This is a genomic window from Roseovarius sp. SK2 (assembly GCF_028807495.1).
GTDB lineage: Bacteria > Pseudomonadota > Alphaproteobacteria > Rhodobacterales > Rhodobacteraceae > Roseovarius > Roseovarius confluentis.
The window spans coordinates 144,953-164,322 of record NZ_JARAMK010000005.1; the positions used below are offsets into that span (position 1 = coordinate 144,953).

Sequence of the window (19,370 nt, forward strand, 5' to 3'; positions counted from 1 at the left end):
GGCAAGATGGCTTGGACCTGAGCGCCGGCCCGCACCGCGCGGGGACAGTTAGCGGAGAGGTGCATGGAGAGGTTTGAATCCTTGATGGTCAAGGCAGGCGTAACAGCAGAGACAGTGCAAGGGGTGGCATCCGTTGCCACCGCAGCGACTTTTAGCCAGGTGGTTCTCGACGTGACCGGGCAACCCGTCATGTTCTGGATCGTGGCGCTTCTGTCCTCGATCCTTCTGCGTCGTGTGATCGGCGGCAAAGAGATGCAGGGCATTTCCACCCTGTCGGTGCTTACCGGGGTATTTTTGGCCTTCATTGGGACCGACCCGACGCTTGCCGCGTTGGGGTTAGAGCCGGAAACATATCGTCCGGCTGTCGTGGCGGCCTGGGCCGGGGCCGGGGAATGGGCACTGCGAACATTCGTGAACCGCGAAACCATCGAGCGGCTTTGGCCGTTCGGAAAGGGCAAGTGAAATGAGCCACTATAGCATCCCGCACGACTGGCGCTTTCCGATATTCCTTGGAGTGATCGGGCTCCTGTCGGCATATGCGTGGCTGACCAAGCCGGCAGTCGAGGATCTGATCGACGTGCGCTCCATCCGAGTTGTCGCGCTGGAGCCGTGGTCGATCGTCCGAGACGGGGCCGGGTGCGTGATAGAGGCGCAGGAAAAGCCGGTGATCGAAGCCGGTGACGAGCTGTTCGTCGCGCCCGACGTATGGTTTTTGGCCGACGTGCACGGCGAGTACCGGACCAAGCTGCGCAACACCACGGCAGGCCGGAATGTCTACGAGATCACCGAGTGGTCACAGACGAACCATTACAGACTCGGCAAGGCGTATTGCCCCTACCATCCGATGAGGTGGTGGTCGGGCTTGGCGGTCTCACCGGAAATTACCGAGGGTGCCTATGTGTTGACCACGGAATATCGGCTGCACCCTTCGCCCAACAGGGCCATTCCAGAGGCCTTTCCATCTGAACCGTTCGTTGTCGGGGGGTCTGCGCCGTAAAGCCGACGAGCGCGGCCTGTGGCTCTGCATTGGCGTGGTGGTGCTTCTGGCGCTGATCTGGCTGATCTAAGCAAGCCAAAACGGTTGCATTTCTAAAAAGCAAGTCCGGTTGAACGCTATCCCCGCCGCAGGGTCACGCGGTCGCGGCGTCGGCGTCCAGGCGCATGTATCACAACAGAAGAAAGGCCATGATCCAGCAAGGTCTGTCCCGACCCATGAGCCCCGCCCGGTTTTTGCCGCGGCGGGGTTTTTTGTTCATCCTTCTTGTTCTTGGTGCGCGGCCTCAATGCGCCTTATCACCCTGTCCAGCGCGTCGCTCTGCGGATAGGCATCCCGAACGTCAACGCAAACCCAAGCTTCCTCGTCGGCTTCATAGTCGTATAGCACGACTCCCGCGCGCCCCTCGACGCCACACGCCAAAGACAGCAGGCCAGATCGAAAGGTGCGCTTTTCAAATACCGAAACTGTCCAAATCCCGATTGCGACACCCATTGCTGTGCCTAGCATCAGCATTTTAAGCATCTCTCACTCCTGTTTACGCCAGCACCCACGCCAGCACAGCCAGCCCCACTGCAACCGCCGCAAACATGATTGGCTTGGAATAGTCCTTCGGCGGCTCAATATACGGCGGATCGTCAATCCACGGCTCGTCCTTGGGTGGTAGGGCTGGTTCCTCCGGTTCGGCATCAGGTCCGCTCCAAATTTGAGGGCGGTTGATAAACGACATGTCCAGCATCCTGTCGGTGTGCATTTTGTACTCGGCGCTTGAGCATGTCTGCGATGAGAACGCATCTACGAAAGACGCCATGATTTTATCCACAGCTTGACGGCTCTGCGGACGGGTCTTGGCGGCAGTCATGCGCAGCGCAAGCAGGCCAGCGGCGATTGGAGACGCCATAGATGTACCCGAGATAACGGCATACTGGCCACCGAGATACGTGGACGTCACCTCCTGACCCGGCGCGTTGATGCGGGAGTTTCCGCCGTAATTTGAGAATGTTGCGAGACCGAACGCTCCGAGCGCATCCACCCTTGCGGCGCTTACGCAGAGAACGCCCGGAACCTCTGCCGGAAACGTGTCAATGCCAGCCTCCCAATTTGGCAATTCGCCGTGATGGTCGAGGCTTTCACCTTTGTTGCCAGCAGCGGCCACGATCAGCATCCCGTGATCCATCATCCGTTGCAGTACATCAAGCGCAGGCATGGAGCCGATTTGGCCACGGGCTGACAAAGACATATTCACAATGCCGGGGCGGTCGTGACCAAGGTAATGCTCCAGCGTGGCGATTAGGCCCTCGGTGATCCCGGCCATTGTGCCAGAGCCATCATCCCCCAAGACCTTGACCGAGTGCAGATGGATAAGGTCGGACGGCTCATTGACGCCGTATTTTTCAGACACAGCCAATCCGGCGACATGGGTGCCGTGGCCATATGCGTCGGCGGTCGTTTCGAACGCCGTAAAGATGGTATCAAAGGCGGGGATGTCAGGGTGCGAGGCAATGCCTGTGTCAAGAATGTAGACGTGGGCCGGATCTTGCGGGATGTCAGGAAATATCTCGCCCTTGTTAATTGCCGAAAGGTGCCAGCCTGCGGGCGCAAGGTCATCAGCCGCAGCAGAGATAGGCCGCTCGACGGGCCGTTCCGGCTGGTCAATATCGGCTTCAAGGGCCTTCACCTTCTGATCGCGCACAACCTGCTTTAGTCCTGGAGATTTAAAGCGGTAAATCCAAAACTCGTCAGGCCGATCCCCGCCGTCAAAGATGATTATCTCGGGCATGGCAGGGGATTGGCGCAGTACCGTCCCGCCCGCGCTTTCTATTTTCTCGCGCAGCGGCGAGGCGAACTCGTCAGATGTAGCTGTTGCAATGTATTTCATTGGTAGTCCTTTCCGGGCGAACCCACTTTCACATTTCATTTACGTTCTGTTCTTCGGCGCGCATTTCCCGGCATATGCCTTCCCAGACCCAAATTGGCGGCGTATCAAACTGCGACCACCCGTGCGCTTTGGCCCGCGCAAAAACTTTCGTGCGGCCAATGGCGGATATTTCGCCCTCAAGCCGGGCACAGCGCCGCTTCCATGACGCGGCTTTTTCACTTTCCAAAACCTCTTGTGCGCTTTTCGTCGGTTTTGCGCCCTTGCAGAGCCTTGCGAGAAGCTTGACCATTTCACTCTCTCCTTTCTGACCGATCCCACTTTCACCATCCGTTCGCGGCATGGGGCGTTTCCAAGTTTCACGATACGTTTTCCCTTTGTCCGCTGGAGCAGTGCGACCTGAGTGTCGGCTCGGTCCAAAACGTATGGGCGTAACCTTCGGGCACTTCATACCCGCACAGGTCAAAGATGGCCGAGTCTTCGCCCTTTAGTTCGCCGCCGCACTTTTCCATATACCAAGCGTGGCGAGGGGCATGCTCTGCGCCGCAGTCTGACAACCTGCACTTGTTAAATTCCGGATCTTCATTTTTTATTGCCTTCTTTTCAGCAATTTCGGCCAGCTTGCGCGTCGGATACATTTCAACCGTCATGTAAAAAGCATGCTGCCGCCAATGCCTGTCTTCCTGCCAATGGCGCTCTTCGCGTCGTTTTGGCTGGTTTGAAATCCCCACATACAGCAGATGATCGTTCGGGTCGTAGTAGCGGTAGAGGCATGTCGCGCTGTCATACCGTTCGTCTTCCAGGTAGCGCTGATCGGCCCTTGTGTAGGCGTGCAAATTCATGTCATTCCCTCAAAAATCCCCCACGTTGGCCGTAGGCCATTGGAATCACGGCAAAGCACAGTCCCTTCACCCGCACCATTTTCCCTTATGCGAAAGCGCGGAGCGCTGAAACCGGGGCAGTTCAGCGCCAGGCATTTTCCTTTACCGACTGGCCTCAGAGTGGCGGGGTTCGAATGGTGGGGGTTAACCCCACCCTACGATTGCGGCTCTCCCATCACCCAGACCTGCGCGATTGCACGGTCGTCGCCCATCATGATCGTGGGGAAGACAGCTTGCCAGATGTCGTTCGCCGTGTTCGCGCGTTGGGTGATTGCCGGCGTCGAGGCGAGGTCGATGGCGATGAGGTCAGCCTCCATCCCCGGGGCGATGGTGCCGATGCAGTCGGACACGTGCAGGGCGTCGGCGCTGCCTGCCGTCGCCAGCCACCAGAGCTGGGCAGGATGCAGGGCGGTGCCGGTGAGTTGGCCGATCTCGTAGGCCGCCGCCATGGTGCGCAGCATTGAGAAGGACGAGCCGCCGCCGGTGTCGGTGGCAAGGCCGATGCGGTGGTCGTCATTGAAGCGCGCGGCGATATCGAAAAGGCCGGAGCCGATGAAAGTGTTGGAGGTGGGGCAGTGGATGAGCGCCGTGCCGACCTCGGACAGGCGGGCGCGTTCCAAGTGGGTGAGGTGGATGGCGTGGCCGTAGAGTCCGCGCGCGCCGAGGAGGCCGTGGGTCTCGTAGGTGTCGAGATAATCGCGCGCCGTGGGAAAGAGGGATTTGACCCAGTCGATTTCCTCGATCTGCTCGGAAAGATGCGTTTGCATCAGGCAGGTGGGGTGTTCGGCCCAGAGCGCACCGAGGGCGGAGAGCTGATCTGGCGTCGAGGTGGGCGAGAAGCGCGGGCTGATGGCGTAGGTCAGCCGGTCGGTGCCGTGCCACCGGGCAATGAGTGCGGCGCTGTCGTCATAGGCGGATCGGGCTGTGTCCAGCAACGCGGCGGGGGCGTTGCGATCCATGCAGGTTTTGCCGGCGACAGCGCGGAGGTTGCGGATATGCGCGGCCTGAAAGAAGGCGTCGGCGCTGTGGGCGTGGGAGGTGCAGAACGTGGCGACGGTGGTGGTGCCATTGGCCAGCGTCAGGTCGAGGTAGCGGTTTGCTGTCTCGCGTGCATAGGCTGGATCGGAAAGGCGCATTTCCTCGGGGAAGGTGTAGGTTTCCAGCCAATCGCGCAGGCGTTTGCCCCAGCTGGCGATGATGGCGGTCTGGGGATAATGCGCGTGGGCGTCGATGAAGCCGGGCGAGATGAGGTGGTCGTCGTAGCGCTCGATACGGGCGTCCGGAGCGGCGGCGCGCAGGTCTGCCAAAGGCCCTGTACGGGAGATGAGGCCGTTTTCGATCAGGACAGCCTCGTCGAGGCAGGCGGCGCCGGCGGGATCGCCTTCGAACGGTGAGCGGGTGAAGCAGAGGACTTGCCCGGTCAGGATGCGCTGGGTGGTCATGCGGGATGGTTTCCTCGGGGCTGGTCGTGAGAAGGATAGAAGTCGTGAACGGCGGCGTAAATGCTGCATATCGCGTTGTGATTTCCCCGCGCTTCGTCCTACATGTGCCGCAGAACCTGGGAGCGCGCGATGACCGAAAACCAGCAGGACGACGTGACCGAAGAACGCGAGCCCGCGCAGGTGCCCGAACCCGAGCGGGAGCCTGAGCGCGAGGACAGCGCCTATGTGCTGGATCAGAAGGCCGTGGGCCGGATCATGTATGCCGTGGATATCGGGGACCAGGCGATGCTGTGGCAGGAGCTGGAGCCGTTCCACCCCGCCGACATCGCCGACCTTCTGGAGCAGATCAATTCCTTCGACCGCCGCCGGCTGATCGAGCTTTACGGACACGAGTTCGACGGCGACGTGCTGACGGAACTGGACGAGACGATCCGCGAGGAGGTGATCTCGATCCTGTCGCCGGAGGTTCTGACCAACGCGGTGCGTGACCTTGAGTCGGACGATGTGGTCGACCTTGTCGAGGACATGGAGGAAAGCCGCGCTGCGGAGATCCTGGGGGTTCTGGAGGACAGTGACCGGACGCTGGTGCAGCAGTCACTGAGTTACCCTGAATATTCCGCCGGGCGCCTGATGCAGCGCGAGGTGGTGATGGCGCCGGAGCACTGGAACGTGGGCGAGGCGATCGATTACTTGCGCGACCAGGATGATCTGCCGGACCAGTTCTATCATATCGTGCTGGTGGACCCGCGGCTGAAGCCGGTGGGCAACGTGACGCTGGGCAAGCTGATGGCGTCGCGCCGGGAGGTGATGCTGAGTTCGCTGGTGGAAGAGACGTTTCATGTCATTCCCGCCGAGCAATACGAGGGCGACGTGGCCTATGCGTTCAACCAGTATCACCTGATTTCCGCCCCGGTGGTGGACGAGGACGAGCGGCTGGTGGGGGTGATCACCATCGACGACGCCATGGCCGTTCTGGACGAGGAACACGAGGAGGACATCCTGAGGCTGGCCGGTGTGAGCGAGGAAGGATCGTTGAGCGACCGGGTCATCAGCACCACCAAGCGGCGGTTTCCCTGGTTGGCGGTGAACCTTTTAACGGCGATCATGGCGTCCCTTGTGATCGCGCAGTTCGAGGCGGCGATTGCGCAGATCGTGGCGCTGGCGGTCTTGATGCCGATCGTGGCGTCGATGGGCGGCAACGCGGGCACGCAGAGCCTGACCGTGGCGGTGCGGGCGATTGCGACGAAGGACCTTACAGGGTCAAACGTGTGGCGGTTCATCCGGCGCGAGGTGCTGGTGGGGCTGGTCAATGGCCTGATCTTTGCCGTGGTTATGGGGATCGTGGGCGTGCTGTGGTTCGGCGGGCCAGAGCTGGGCTACGTCATAGGCGCTGCGATGGTGATCAACCTGGTGATGGCCGGGCTGGCGGGCACGGTCATTCCGGTGGTGCTGGACCGGGTGGGCGTTGATCCGGCGTTGGCCTCGGGCGCGTTCGTGACGACGGTGACGGACGTGGTGGGCTTTTTCGCCTTCCTGGGCCTGGCTGCGGTGGTGCTGCTGTGAGCGACCTGGCGGAGGTGAAAGCGGCGGCGCGAAAGGCGGCGTTCGCGCGGCGCAAGGCTGCGTTTTACGCGGCAGAAGGCGCCGGGGCGGGCCTGTTGTCTGGCGTTCTTGCCGGGTATCGCGGCGTGCCGCTGGCCGGATACATGCCCATTCGCACCGAGATCGACCCGTTGCCGGCGATGAGCGAGGCGACGGCGCATGGCGCCGTTGGCGTGCCGGTGATCGAAGGCGAGGGGATGCCGTTGAAGTTCTCGCGCTGGGAGCCGGGCGGGGCGCTACGCGATGGGCCGTTCGGGGCAAAGGTGCCTGAGGTCGACAATTTCTTCGAGCCTGAGATCCTGATCGTGCCTTTGGTGGCGTTCGACCGGAATGGCGGTCGGCTGGGTTATGGTGGGGGCTTCTACGACCGGACGCTGGAGCTGTTGAGGGGCAAGCGGGCGACGCTGGCCATCGGCTTTGCCTTTGCGGCGCAGGAGGCCGAGGGGCTGCCGCTGGAGCCCACGGACCAGCCGCTGGACATGGTGGTGACGGAGAAAGAAGTGATTTCGTTCTGATGGGGGCGGCTTTTTCCACCACGGCGGTCGATGTTGTTAAAGTCGCGGAAGCAAAGCGCAGCTTGCTGCGCCGCCGCGCGATCGTCCGCTGACCGAAAGGCGATTGCACGCAATCGCCGATAGGGGGACCGCCCGTCACGCCGAAGGCGTGCCGACTATGTACGGCGCACCTTTGGTGCGACGGGCTGGCGATTGGGGGACGCTGGCGATTTGATTTGAGGTTTTGCGGAAGTTGTTGAGATAAAGTGCCCTGACCAACTGTTGGGTCGCCATCCCGCGGTCTGGTGCTCGCGCGGCAAACCTCTCGCGCCTGCCGGAAGGAGATGAACATGGACACCCACGACTACACCGCCAAGGTGGTCTGGACCGGCAACCGGGGCGATGGCACCCGGACTTACAAGGGCTATGACAGAAAGTGGAACATCGAGACACCGGGCAAGCCGGTGGTGGCGTGTTCGAATGATCCGATGCTGGGCGGAGACCCAAACCTGCACAATCCCGAAGACCTGTTGCTGGCGACGGTGAGTGCGTGCCACATGCTGTGGTACCTGCACTTCGCCAGCGACGCGGGGATCGCGGTGCAGGGATATGTTGACGATCCGCTGGGAGAGGCGGAAGTCGAGCGCTCGGGCAAGGGGCGGTTCACGCGGGCCGTGCTGCGCCCGGTGATCACGGTGCCGGAGGGCACCGACCTTGAGGCGGCGGATGCGATCCATGGGCGCATTCACGAGGTCTGTTTCGTGGCGCGGTCGGTGGCGTTTCCTATTGTCTTTGAGACGCGCTACGAGGTTGTGTCGGGCTGAGGTCGGGCGGCGCGAGGAGGTGCGAGGTCCCGGGTCAAGCCCGGGACGGCGGTCGGGCATCGCTGGCCCTTGCCCTTTGGAAGCGGTGTCTCTACCAGTTTTGCCATGAAGATTTTGTATCTTGGAGACGTGATGGGCCGGGCCGGGCGGCAGGCCGTCGCGGAGCGTTTGCCGGGCCTGCGCGAGGCGTGGAAGGTGGATTTCGTCGTGGTCAACGGCGAGAACGCCACCGGCGGGATGGGGCTGAGCGGGGCACATGCCAAGGCGTTGCTGGAGGCGGGCGCGGATTGCCTGACGCTGGGCGATCACGCGTTCGACCAGAAGGACATGCTGCAATATATCGAGGGCGAGCCGCGGATCGTGCGGCCCCTGAACTTTGCCAAGGGCGCGCCGGGGCGCGGTTCGGCCGTCTTTTCCGATGCGCGGGGGCGCAAGGTGCTGGTGGCGCAGGTGCTGGGGCAAGTATTCATGAAACGGGCCTTTGACGACCCGTTCAGCGCCGTGGACACGGTGATGCGGACGCATGTGCCGGGCGGCGCGGTGCAGGCCAGCCTGATCGACATCCATTGCGAGGCCACCAGCGAGAAGATGGGCATGGGGCATTACTGCGATGGGCGCGCAAGCATCGTCGTGGGCAGCCACACCCATGTGCCCACCGCCGATGCGCAGATCCTGCCGGGCGGCACGGCCTTTCAGTCGGATGCGGGCATGTGCGGCGATTACCTGAGCGTGATCGGCATGGACAAGACCGAGCCGATGCGGCGCTTCGTGACCGGGATGGGCAAGGAGCGATTCACGCCGGCCATGGGCGAGGTGACCTTGTGCGGGCTGTACGTGGAGACGGACGACGCCACCGGAAAAGCGGTCCGGGTTGAAATGGTCCGCGAGGGCGGGCGGCTGGCGGCCAGCGGTCCATGAGGCGGACCCTCGGGCTTTATGCCGCTCTGGTTGCCATGGGGCTGGGGTGGGGCCTGTCGATTCCGCTGAGCAAGATTGCGGTGAGCACCGGGCACCAGCCCTTCGGCCTGATCTTCTGGCAGCTGATCATCGTGGTGGTTTGCCTGGGCGCGGTGACGCTTTTGCGGGGGCGCAGGCCTGTCTTCGCACGGGCCTATCTGCGGCTGTTCCTGATGGTGGCGCTGTGCGGGGCGGTCTTGCCGGATATCTTCTTTTACACAGCGGCGGCCCAGCTGTCGGGCGGGGTGATGTCGATCGTGATCGCCTCGGTCGCCATGTTCTCGTTGCCGATCGCTGTGCTGATGGGCAACGAGACCTTCGAGTGGCAGCGGCTTTGGGGCGTGATGCTGGGGCTGGGGGGCATCGTCCTGTTGGTGGGGCCGGAGGCGAGCTTGCCCACGGGAACCTCGGCGCTGTTCGTTCTGGTGGCGCTGTGTGCGCCGGCACTTTACGCGACCGAAGGCAACCTGGTGGCGAAATGGGGCACGCAGGGCCTGGACCCGATGCAGGTGATCATCGGTGCATCAATGATCGGGGCGGTCGTGGCGCTGCCCGTCGCGGTGGGTACGGGGCAGTGGATCAACCCGCTGAAGGGCGTGGGTATGCCGGAGCTGGCGCTGTTGGGGGCGGCGGCGCTGCACGCGCTGGTCTATGCCTCTTACGTGTGGATGGTGGGCCATGCCGGGTCGGTCTTCTCGGCGCAGACATCGTACATGGTGACGGCGGCGGGGGTGCTGTGGTCGATGACGCTCTTGGGCGAAAGCTATTCGATCTGGGTCTGGCTGGCGCTGGGGGTGATGATGCTTGGGATGTTCCTGGTGCAGCCCCGGGCCGCACGGGTTCTTGTGCCGGGGCGCGTGATAGATGAGAATGCCGAAGCTGGCATGACATCGGACCGGGACAGGCAGAGCTGATGCAATTCATTGAACTTTCGCAGGGCGCCCAGCCGCTGGTCGCGCTGGGTGTGGTCGCGGTGATGTTCGTGCTGTTCATACGCGAGGTCTATCCTACAGAGGTGGTCGCGCTGAGCGGGGCGGCGGTGCTGCTGGCGCTGGGGGTGCTGCCTTATGATGCGGGCCTCGACGTGCTGTCCAATCCCGCGCCCTGGACCATCGCCGGGATGTTCGTGGTGATGGGGGCGCTGGTGCGCACGGGCGCGCTGGACGCGTTCACGACGGTGGCGGACCGGCAGGCCAAGGTGAACCCCAAGCTGGCGATCGGGTTGCTGATGGTCTTCGTGGTCTTCGGCTCGGCCTTCATGAACAATACGCCGGTGGTCGTGGTTATGATCCCGATCTTCGTGCAACTGGCGCGGACGTTGGGGGTGACGGCCTCGAAGATGCTGATCCCGTTGAGTTACGCGGCCATTCTGGGCGGGACGCTGACGCTGATCGGGACCTCGACCAACCTGCTGGTCGACGGCGTGGCGCGGTCGCAGGGTATGGAGCCTTTCGGGATTTTCGAGGTGACGCCGCTGGCGCTGTGCCTGGTGGCCTGGGGCGCGGTGTACCTGTATTTGATCGCGCCGCGCCTGTTGCCGGAGCGCGAGAGCATGGCGGACATGCTGTCGGACCGCTCGAAGATGAAGTTCTTCACCGAGGCGGTGATCCCGCCGGAGAGCAACCTGATTGGCCGGGAAGTGACCGGCGTGCAGCTGTTCAAGCGCGAGGGCGTGCGGCTGGTGGACGTGGTGCGGGGCGATATCTCGCTGAGGCGGAACTTGCAGGGAGTGGAGTTGCAGGTGGGCGACCGGGTGGTGCTGCGCACGCAGATGACCGAGCTGCTGAGCCTGCAGCGCAACAAGGAGCTGAAGCGCGTCGACCAGGTGTCGCAGGTGGAGACGACAACGGTAGAGGTCCTGATCACGCCGGGGTGCAAGATGGTGGCGCGCAGCCTGGGATCGCTACGCTTGAGGCGGCGGTTCGGGGTCTATCCGCTTGCGGTGCACCGGCGGAACCAGAATATCGGGCGGCAACTGGACGACCTGATCGTGCGGGTGGGCGACACGCTGCTGCTGGAAGGCGCGCCGGAGGACATCAAGCGGCTGGCGGGCGAAATGGACTTGGTTGACGTCAGCCATCCGTCGGCCAAGGCGTTCCGGCGGGGGCACGCGCCGGTGGCGCTGGCGGCCCTGGCGGGGATCGTGATCCTGGCCGCCCTGGGCGTGGCGCCGATCCTGGCGCTGACGGTGATCGCGCTGGCTGTGGTGCTGTTGTCGCGCTGCATCGATGCGGAGGAGGCGTTTTCCTTTGTCGAGGGGCGGCTGTTGGCGCTGATCTTTTCGATGCTGGCCATCGGGGCGGCGCTGGATGCGTCGGGGGCGGTGCAGCTGATCGTGAATGCGGTGGCGCCGGCGCTGTCGTCATTACCGCCCTTCCTGATCGTCTGGGCGATCTACCTTCTGACCTCGATCCTGACGGAACTGGTGAGCAACAACGCGGTAGCGGTGGTGGTGACGCCCATTGCCATCGGGCTGGCGGATGCGATGGGGATCGACGCGCGGGCGCTTGTGGTGGCGGTGATGGTCGCGGCCTCGGCCAGTTTCGCCACGCCCATCGGGTACCAGACCAACACGCTGGTCTATGGGCCAGGAGGCTACAAGTTTACCGATTTCCTGAAGGTGGGCGTGCCGTTGAACCTGAGCGTGGGGGTGTTGGCCAGTGCGCTGATCCCGTTCATCTGGCCGCTGTGAGGCGGTTGCCGGACCTTCGGGTGTTCCTGGAACAGTGAAAGGTCAGGGGCGCCGTCGCTGACGGGCGCTGTCCCTAAATAGTGATCACCTGCACGCCTTGGTTGTGGTAGGATGACCAGACAGGCGGGTGTTCCGCCAAGTGACGAGACCCGCCGAACCTAATCCGACCGGGATGCCCGGCCGAATGGAGGAAGGGAGTGTCTCATGGTCAAGACTATCGGAAATCCACTTTCATGGTTCTTTCAGGGCGTGTCCGGCGTGAGCCGGTCGGTGGGCGATGCCACCGTCGCGCTGAGCGGCGAGGCAGGCGCCACGCCGAAGGCCAGGTCGCTGTCACACGGAGATCTGAGCGAGGCGCTGCGCAAGGGCTATGCCGATTTCAGCCGCTTTCGAAGTGACGTGATGTTCCTGGTGATGATCTATCCGGCGATCGGGCTGTGCCTGTCGTTCTTCGCCTTTCACCGGGCGATGTTACCGATGCTGTTTCCGCTGGCGGCGGGGTTCCTGCTGTTGGGGCCGATCGTGGCGATCGGCCTATACGAGATGAGCCGACAGGCGGAGCAGCGCGACGACGTGGGATGGAGCGCCGCGCTGTCGGTGATCCGGGCGGAGAATATCGGGCCGGTGCTGGTGATGGCGGTGTACCTGCTGGGGGTGTTCATCATCTGGATGCTGGCGGCGATGAAGATCTATGACTGGACGCTGGGGCCACAGCCCCCGCAGAGCCTGTCGGGTTTCGTGACGGATGTGCTGACGACCGGGCCGGGCTGGACGATGATCGCGGTCGGAATGGCGGTTGGCGCGGTCTTTGCGGTGATGGTGCTGGCGGTCAGCCTGACGACATTTCCGATGCTGATCGACCGCCGGGTCGGGCTGGCTGTGGCGGTCGCCACCTCGTTGCGGGTGATGCAGAAGAACCCGGCAACAGTGGCCAGGTGGGGTGCCATCGTGGCTGTCCTGATGCTGATCGGGACGGTGCCGCTATTCCTGGGGCTGATCGTCGTGCTGCCGGTGCTGGGTCATGCGACCTGGCATCTCTATCGCGCCGCCGTGGGGTGGGCGTGAGGCCACCGCGGTCTGCGCAAGCCAGGGCCGGGTGAGGCCGGCCCCGGGATGCCAGGCTTAGCTGCCGCCGTCGGTGCCTTCGGGCAGCGCGGTGGCCAGGCGCGTGACGGCGTTAAGCTTTGTCATGCCGTCTTCGCCGGCGGTGTCGTACTCGAAGAGGACGCGATCGCCGCGACCGAGGTCCTCGGGCAGGGTGATCTCGGTGGGCACTTCCCAGACGGTCTTGTCGGTAAGAACGATGATGCCGTCGATGCGGTCGAAGGCGAGGACGTGGCCCTCGGTTTCATCTGCGAAGGCGGGGAGGGTTGCGACGGCGATCGCGACTGCAGCGGTTATGATGCGCATGGGGTTGGTCCAAGGGGAGGAAAGCACTCTCGGCGCGACTCCGCGCTTTCGTAGCCGCCGGGCGGAGCCTCGCACCCGGATGGCGGTGAAATGGGATGGGCCGCGTGGTTTGCAAGAGGACGGCCCAAATATAAATGGCGGATTCTCGCCCGTCGGAATTCTGCAAGCTTGCCAGAGACCGGGGCTTGGGGAAAAAGACCGAAAAACCGGGGGATTCTCTGATGCGGCGTTTGATGGCCTTGATGCTGGTGTGCGTGGTTGCGGGATGCAGCGCTAAAGAGGCGTCGGAGCCGCCAGCGCGGCACAACCCGCCGCTTTATCCCAACGAGACGCCGCAGATCCGGGCGCTGATCAACCAGTATGCCGACAACTACGAGGTGCCGCGGTCTCTGGTGCACCGGGTGGTGCAGCGCGAGAGTGATTACCGCCCCAAGGCGCGCAATGGTCCGTATTGGGGGATGATGCAGATCCTGCCCGCCACGGCACGGGGCATGGGGTTCCAGGGTCAGGCGAGCGACCTGCTGAATCCTGAGACCAACCTGAAATACGCGGTGAAATACCTGCGCGGCGCGTGGCTGGTATCAGATGGCAGCGAGCCCGATGCGGTAATGTGGTACGCGCGGGGCTATTACTATGCTGCGCGGGACAAGTGCCTGCTGGTCGAGACGGGCCTGCGCGAGCGCGAGATCGCGCGGCACTGCCGCTGAAGCCGGGCGTCTAAAGCGGCCAGAACACCAGGATCGCCGGCACGGACACGGCAACCACGATGATTTCGAGCGGCAGACCCATGCGCCAGTAATCCCCGAAGGCGTAGCCGCCGGGGCCGAGGATCAGCGTGTTGTTCTTGTGCCCGATCGGCGTGAGATAGGCCGAGGACGCGGCCACCGCGACGGCCATCAGGAACGGGTCGGGCGAGACGTCGAGCGTGCTGGCCATCTGGATGCCGACGGGGGCGGCGACAATGGTGGTCGCGGTGTTGTTGAGCACGTCGGAGAGCGTCATCGTGACCACCATCAGCACGGTCAGGATCGCCCAGGCGGGGAAGCCTGCCGTCAGGTCGACGAGGCCGCCCGCGAGCAGGGCGGTGCCGCCGGCCTCTTCGAATGCGGCACCCAGGGGGATCATCGAGCCGAGCAGCACCACCACGGGCCACTCGATATGGGTGTAGAGCTCCGACGGCGGGACGATGCGCGTCAGCACATAGGCCATGACCACCAGCCCGAGCGCGATGGGCAGATAGAGCAGGCCAAAGCTGGCCGCGGCGACGGCGGCGCCGAAGATGCCGATGGCAGCCCAAGTCTTGCGGTCCTGCGTCACTTTCAGCCCGCGTTCGGCCAGCGGCAGGCAGCCCAGCCACTCGGTCACGTCCGAGCCGGTTTCGTGCGGGACCAGCAGAAGGAGGATATCGCCCGGCTGAATCGTTGTCTTGCGCACTTGCTCGCGGATCTGGCGGCCGCGGCGGGAGATACCCATCAGTACCGAGCGCTGACGCCAATTCAGGCCCACGGACTGGGCCGTGCGGCCGGCGATGCGTGCATCGCGGGGGACCACGACCTCGATCATGTCGAGCCCGTCGCCGGCGGCGCGGACCTTGTCCTCGCGCTTGGAGTCCGAAAAGGCGAGAGACAGCGCGGAGCGGAACTCATCCAGCGCGTCGGGCGTGGCCTCGATCACGAGCGCGTCGCCGGCTTGCAGAATGGTGTTGCGGGCACGGCCATAGCGGCGTTTGCCGTCGCGCACCACGCCGAGAAGCGCGACGTCGTTGCTGTCGGCATCCTCCTGCAACTCTGCGAGGCGCTTGCCGATCTGGGCGCTGTCCTCGGGGATGGTGAGTTCGGCCAGGTAATCGGCCAGTTCGGCGGCGTGCAGACCGCTGTCGTCGCGGGCCGGAATGAGCCGCCAGCCGATGAGGGCGACGAAGACAAGACCGGCAAGCGCGGTGACGGCGCCGACGGGGGCAAAGTCGAACATGGAGTAGGATTGCCCCAAGGCGTCCTCGCGGATGCCGGCGATGATGATGTTTGGGGGCGTGCCGATAAGTGTGACCATGCCGCCAAGGATCGTGGCAAAGGAAAGCGGCATGAGACTGAGTCCCGGAGGGCGCTTGGCCTTGCGCGCGGTCTGGACGTCGACGGGCATCAGCAGGGCCAGTGCCGCGACGTTGTTCATGAAGGCCGAGAGCACGCCGCCGATGCCGCCCATGATGGTGATATGCGCGCCGAGGCTGCGCGAGCTGTCGACCAGCGTCCGGGTGATGAGAAAGACCGCGCCCGAGCGTACCAGACCGGCGGAGACAACGAGGACGAGGGCCACGATGATCGTTGCCGGGTGACCGAAGCCGGTAAAGGCCTGCTCGGTGGGCACGACACCCAGCACCACGCCCAGCATCAGCGCGCCGAACGCGACGATATCGTAGCGGTAGCGGCCCCAGAGCAGTAGCGCGAACACGCCGCCGAAAAGCGCGAAGAGTATGATCTGGTCCTGGGTCATCTGGGCGAGGTCTTTCCGGAGCGGTCTGACGGGCGCGGCCCGTCCGGCCAGCCTAGAGGCAACGGGCGGCGGCGCAACAGTCGATTGCCGGGATTGCACAGCGGCCCGCGCCTGATTTATAGAGGCGTGAACTTTACACATGTCATCGGAGGCGCGTCATGGCCGGCCACTCAAAATGGGCGAATATTCAGCACCGTAAGGGGCGTCAGGATGCCCAGCGGGCAAAGCTTTTCTCCAAATTTTCCAAGGAGATAACGATTGCCGCCAAAATGGGCGATCCGGACCCCGACAAGAACCCGCGCCTGCGCCTTGCGATCAAGCAGGCCAAGTCGCAGTCGATGCCGAATGACAATATCGACCGGGCGATCAAGAAATCGGTCGCGGGCGACGGCGAGGATTACGAGGAAATTCGCTATGAGGGCTATGGTCCCAACGGCGTGGCGGTGATTGTCGAGGCGATGACCGACAACCGCAACCGTACCGCCAGCACGGTCCGCTCGACCTTCACCAAGCATGGCGGGAACCTGGGCGAGACTGGTTCTGTCGGGTTCATGTTCGAACGCAAGGGGCAGGTCACCTACCCGGCGGGCGCGGGCGACGCCGATACGGTGATGATGGCCGCGATAGAGGCCGGGGCCGAGGACGTGGAATCGGGCGAGGACGGGCATACCGTGTGGTGTGCGGATACCGATCTGAACGACGTCAGCACCGCGCTGGAGGCGGAGCTGGGCGAGAGTGACGAAACCAAGCTGGTCTGGCGGCCCACGACCACGACTGAGCTGGACCTGGAAGCGATGCAGAAGCTGATGAAGCTGATCGACGCGCTGGAGGATGACGATGACGTGCAGAACGTCACGACGAATTTCGAGGCCAGCGATGAGGTGATGGAGCAGTTGGCGGCGGAGTGATCCTGCCGGCCCGGACCATGGAGCGGCGTCCCCTCGGGGCGCCGTTTTGCGTTTGGTTCGGCGTCGTGCATACGGCACGCGATGTACAGTGTGATGGACCTTTCGTCGGCGGTGCGGCATCCTGCGCTCGGCCATGGGAGACAGACATGCAGATCGAACACGAGGACGGCGAGAGCAAGGGGCGCTATGTCACCCGCATCGGTGACGGACCGGAGGCCGAGCTGACCTATTCCAAGTTGGGAAGCTCGGGAATGATTATCGACCATACCGGCGTGCCGGACGAATATCGTGGCGATGGTGTGGGCTTGGCGCTGGTCACGCGCGCGGTGGAGGATGCCCGGGCGGCGGGCCGCAAGATCACGCCGCTTTGCCCCTTTGCCGCGGCGCAGTTTCGACGGCATCCCGAATGGGCCGACGTTCTGGCCTGAGGGCTGGTTTGACGCATGTGTCGTCGGGAGGCCCTTCAAGGTCGCAATCGCGTGTTGCGCCAGAGGCCGGTTGGCGGCAAGATGATGGTCCCGAAGGTGCCACGAAAGCCGTGGAGAATTGGGAAGCCGGTGCAAGTCCGGCGCTGCCCCCGCAACGGTAAGGATGGGGGATACCGCAGAGGGCCACTGGGGCAAGATGCCCCGGGAAGGCGCGCGTATCCGCACCCCCGCCAAGCCCGGAAACCAGCCCTTGGGGTGAACGTCGAACCGCGGGGGGCGGTACGGGCGGTGGACCGAAAAGCGGTTCTCGCGCGGCTTTCCTTCGCCCCAGTCCGGCCCGGGGTGTGGCCGGAGGAAGAGCAGAAAACATGAACCTGACACCGATCATGGATGGACTGGAGCGCAGCGGCGCCACCGGCGCGGAGGCCGAGGCCGTGGCGCGACTGGGATTCCTGGAATGGGTTTTCGCCTATCCGGGGACCGTCACGGCGCGCGTGTTGCGCGAGGCGCTGGCCGAGCCAGTTGTGCAGAACCCGGGCAGTGCTGCGGCGTGTGCCTTCGTCGATTTCCTGGAAGAGGCGCGGCATGCGGCGCCGATGGCCCGCGGACGGCGCGGGCGCGCGGCTCGGGTCATGCACTGAGCTTACGGAATTTGGCCCCGTTGTCACATGCGGCGGGGCGCATCCGGTTCAGGTGTCCGGAAGAGGAATGGATGGTGTCGCGCAAAAAAAACGGCGACGCCAGGGAGGAGGAGAGGCGCCGCCGTTCTTTACGTCGGGTCCCAGGGAGGAGGAAGGGACCGTTCGTTACAGTTGGGCTCGTTCTGAGCCCAGGTCTTGCCGGGACCGCACAAGGGAGGAGAGGCGGTATCCCGAACAGGTGCCAAACGGGAGGAGAAGCACCTGATTGTTTTAGCGAGCGTTTGGCGCGGTGGCCGTTTCGTTCGCTGTTGAGTTAAAGATAGCGATATGCTGCGCGTGCACAATAGATTTTGCTGCAACGCGGCTATGCAGGAAGCGCATAGAAGAATAGTTCATTTTTTGCGTGCAATATCATCTATTTGCCGGTTTTTTGTGCGGGATTGAAACGGGGGTTGTGCCTGCTTTCAGAAATGCGACTTTTGGCGGCGCAGATGCATGGAGGCAGGGCATGACGGAAATACTCGACAAAGTGCGCCAGGAGCTGGAACGGCTTGAACTGCCGGACGGTGGTACCGTGATTTCACGCGACATGGTGCGTGCGATGCGACTCGAAGGCAGCGAAGTGCGATTCGTGCTGGAGGCGCCCACTGCCGAGATGGCCCGCCACATGGAGCCCTTGAGAGCAGCCGCCGAGCGCGCGGCGCTGTCGGTCGAAGGAGTGACTTCGGCGCAGGTGGCGTTGACCGCACAGGCGCCCGAGGCCCCGACCCCGTCACTGAAGGTGGGCCGGCACCCCGAGGGCGGAAGCGCGTCGATCCGCCCAGGCGGGGTGAAGTCGATTCTGGCGGTGGCGTCCGGGAAGGGCGGCGTGGGCAAGTCGACCGTGGCGTCGAACCTTGCAGTGGCACTCGCCCGGGCGGGACGGCGCGTGGGCTTGCTGGACGCCGATATACACGGGCCGAGCCTGCCGCGCATGATGGGCGTGACCGAGCGGGCGAGCAGCCCGGACGGCAAGATCCTGACTCCGCTGGAGGCACATGGCGTCAAGATGATGTCCATCGGACTGATGATCGAAGAGGACCGCGCCGTTGTCTGGCGAGGGCCGATGCTGATGGGGGCTTTGCAGCAGATGATAAGCCAAGTGGACTGGGGCGAGCTGGACGTGCTGCTGGTGGACCTTCCGCCGGGAACGGGGGATGTGCAGTTGACCCTGTGCCAAAGGGCGGCGCCCACCGGTGCACTGGTGGTCTCGACGCCGCAGGATGTGGCGCTTCTGGATGCGCGCAAGGCGATCGACATGTTCAACACGCTGAAGACGCGGGTGCTGGGGCTGATCGAGAACATGTCGATGTTCCATTGCCCGCAATGCGGATACGAGGCGGCGATTTTCGGCCATGGCGGCGTGGCGCAGGAGGCCGAGAGGCTGGAGTTGCCGCTGTTGGGGGCCTTGCCGATCGACCTCGACACACGGCTGGGCGGCGACGCCGGGCGGCCCGTGGCGCTGGAGTACGGTCCGGTGTCGGAGGCTTATGCGCGGTTGGCGGATCGGCTGGTGCAGGGCGGAATGGCGTAGGCCCAATTCGGCCTATGAGAATGCCTGATATAGTGGGTTTTTACCCACTTTAGGTACAATTCACACCGCCATTGGCATAGGCCGCCAAAGGTCGGGCACCGTCACGGTGTCCTGAGGTCCCGTTAACTCCCCGTTGATATTTCCCGAAGCCCGGGTGC

Annotated in this window: 21 protein-coding genes and 1 riboswitch; of the genes, 14 read left to right on the forward strand and 7 right to left on the reverse strand. The window is 63.8% G+C overall.

Translation table 11 applies throughout. The features are described from left to right. Positions 1-63 precede the first annotated feature (63 nt). A complete protein-coding gene (locus PVV74_RS11875; protein ID WP_274593356.1) occupies positions 64-462 on the forward strand; it encodes a hypothetical protein in 399 nt (132 codons plus the stop codon). 1 nt (position 463) lies between these two features. Next, positions 464-997 (forward strand): hypothetical protein, encoded by a 534-nt coding sequence (locus PVV74_RS11880; protein WP_274593357.1) that lies wholly within the window; start codon positions 464-466, stop codon positions 995-997. 255 nt (positions 998-1,252) lie between these two features. Here PVV74_RS11880 and PVV74_RS11885 read toward each other — a convergent pair whose 3' ends face one another. From PVV74_RS11885 to guaD, 5 genes are all read right to left on the reverse strand, one after another. Further along, positions 1,253-1,519 carry a hypothetical protein gene (locus tag PVV74_RS11885; protein ID WP_274593358.1) on the reverse strand — a complete coding sequence of 89 codons (267 nt, stop codon included), beginning with the start codon at positions 1,517-1,519 and terminating at the stop codon, positions 1,253-1,255. A 13-nt stretch (positions 1,520-1,532) separates the two neighbouring features. Continuing rightward, positions 1,533-2,873, reverse strand: a complete 1,341-nt coding sequence (locus PVV74_RS11890; protein WP_274593359.1) for a S8 family serine peptidase — start codon at positions 2,871-2,873, stop codon at positions 1,533-1,535. 28 nt (positions 2,874-2,901) lie between these two features. Next, a complete protein-coding gene (locus PVV74_RS11895; RefSeq protein WP_274593360.1) occupies positions 2,902-3,162 on the reverse strand; it encodes a hypothetical protein in 261 nt (86 codons plus the stop codon). 67 nt (positions 3,163-3,229) lie between these two features. Continuing rightward, positions 3,230-3,712, reverse strand: coding sequence for a GIY-YIG nuclease family protein (locus PVV74_RS11900; RefSeq protein ID WP_274593361.1), 483 nt, complete (start codon positions 3,710-3,712; stop codon positions 3,230-3,232). Between the two features lie 194 nt (positions 3,713-3,906). Then, the gene (gene guaD, locus PVV74_RS11905) at positions 3,907-5,193 is read right to left on the reverse strand and encodes a guanine deaminase (RefSeq protein WP_274593362.1); all 1,287 of its coding nucleotides are present in this window, start codon (positions 5,191-5,193) and stop codon (positions 3,907-3,909) included. Positions 5,194-5,322: 129 nt separating this feature from the next. Between guaD and mgtE the strand changes: the two genes are divergently transcribed. The 7 genes from mgtE to PVV74_RS11940 all read left to right on the forward strand — a co-directional run bounded on the left by mgtE (position 5,323) and on the right by PVV74_RS11940 (position 12,827). Further along, positions 5,323-6,756, forward strand: coding sequence for a magnesium transporter (gene mgtE, locus PVV74_RS11910; RefSeq protein WP_274593363.1), 1,434 nt, complete (start codon positions 5,323-5,325; stop codon positions 6,754-6,756). Beyond that, positions 6,753-7,310: a 5-formyltetrahydrofolate cyclo-ligase gene (locus PVV74_RS11915; protein ID WP_274593364.1), complete on the forward strand. Its 558-nt coding sequence runs from the start codon at positions 6,753-6,755 to the stop codon at positions 7,308-7,310. Before mgtE ends, PVV74_RS11915 begins: the two co-directional genes overlap by 4 nt. A gap of 329 nt (positions 7,311-7,639) precedes the next feature. Next, entirely contained in the window at positions 7,640-8,113 is a 474-nt protein-coding gene (locus PVV74_RS11920; RefSeq protein WP_274593365.1) for an OsmC family protein, read from the forward strand. Positions 8,114-8,218: 105 nt separating this feature from the next. Beyond that, positions 8,219-9,031, forward strand: a complete 813-nt coding sequence (locus tag PVV74_RS11925) for a TIGR00282 family metallophosphoesterase (protein WP_103763999.1) — start codon at positions 8,219-8,221, stop codon at positions 9,029-9,031. Beyond that, positions 9,028-9,984, forward strand: a complete 957-nt coding sequence (locus PVV74_RS11930) for a DMT family transporter (protein WP_274593366.1) — start codon at positions 9,028-9,030, stop codon at positions 9,982-9,984. The genes PVV74_RS11925 and PVV74_RS11930 overlap by 4 nt, the downstream gene beginning before the upstream one ends. Next, a complete protein-coding gene (locus PVV74_RS11935; RefSeq protein ID WP_103763997.1) occupies positions 9,984-11,762 on the forward strand; it encodes an SLC13 family permease in 1,779 nt (592 codons plus the stop codon). The genes PVV74_RS11930 and PVV74_RS11935 overlap by 1 nt, the downstream gene beginning before the upstream one ends. Before the next feature lie 204 nt (positions 11,763-11,966). After that, positions 11,967-12,827: a DUF2189 domain-containing protein gene (locus tag PVV74_RS11940; protein WP_274593367.1), complete on the forward strand. Its 861-nt coding sequence runs from the start codon at positions 11,967-11,969 to the stop codon at positions 12,825-12,827. A 57-nt stretch (positions 12,828-12,884) separates the two neighbouring features. Here the strand turns inward: PVV74_RS11940 and PVV74_RS11945 are convergent, their stop codons facing one another. Next, positions 12,885-13,172 (reverse strand): hypothetical protein, encoded by a 288-nt coding sequence (locus PVV74_RS11945; RefSeq protein ID WP_103763995.1) that lies wholly within the window; start codon positions 13,170-13,172, stop codon positions 12,885-12,887. A gap of 221 nt (positions 13,173-13,393) precedes the next feature. Here PVV74_RS11945 and PVV74_RS11950 point away from each other — a divergent pair, with 221 nt between their 5' ends. Next, on the forward strand, positions 13,394-13,879 hold the full coding sequence (locus tag PVV74_RS11950) for a lytic transglycosylase domain-containing protein (RefSeq protein ID WP_245890510.1): 486 nt from the start codon (positions 13,394-13,396) through the stop codon (positions 13,877-13,879). Between the two features lie 10 nt (positions 13,880-13,889). On the opposite strand, the gene PVV74_RS11955 is transcribed toward PVV74_RS11950, so the two are convergent. Next, complete coding sequence (locus PVV74_RS11955) at positions 13,890-15,662, reverse strand: SLC13 family permease (RefSeq protein WP_274593368.1); 1,773 nt, start codon at positions 15,660-15,662, stop codon at positions 13,890-13,892. Between the two features lie 158 nt (positions 15,663-15,820). On the opposite strand from PVV74_RS11955, the gene PVV74_RS11960 reads away from it, so the two are divergent. The 4 genes from PVV74_RS11960 (at position 15,821) to PVV74_RS11975 (ending at position 19,212) form a co-directional block, all read left to right on the forward strand. Beyond that, positions 15,821-16,570, forward strand: coding sequence for a YebC/PmpR family DNA-binding transcriptional regulator (locus PVV74_RS11960; protein WP_103763993.1), 750 nt, complete (start codon positions 15,821-15,823; stop codon positions 16,568-16,570). A 146-nt stretch (positions 16,571-16,716) separates the two neighbouring features. After that, the gene (locus PVV74_RS11965) at positions 16,717-16,998 is read left to right on the forward strand and encodes a GNAT family N-acetyltransferase (RefSeq protein WP_103763992.1); all 282 of its coding nucleotides are present in this window, start codon (positions 16,717-16,719) and stop codon (positions 16,996-16,998) included. A 77-nt stretch (positions 16,999-17,075) separates the two neighbouring features. After that, positions 17,076-17,264, forward strand: a riboswitch (cobalamin riboswitch). 102 nt (positions 17,265-17,366) lie between these two features. Next, positions 17,367-17,639, forward strand: a complete 273-nt coding sequence (locus PVV74_RS11970) for a hypothetical protein (RefSeq protein WP_274593369.1) — start codon at positions 17,367-17,369, stop codon at positions 17,637-17,639. A gap of 508 nt (positions 17,640-18,147) precedes the next feature. After that, a complete protein-coding gene (locus PVV74_RS11975) occupies positions 18,148-19,212 on the forward strand; it encodes an Mrp/NBP35 family ATP-binding protein (protein WP_274593370.1) in 1,065 nt (354 codons plus the stop codon). The last annotated feature ends 158 nt before the right edge of the window (positions 19,213-19,370 follow it).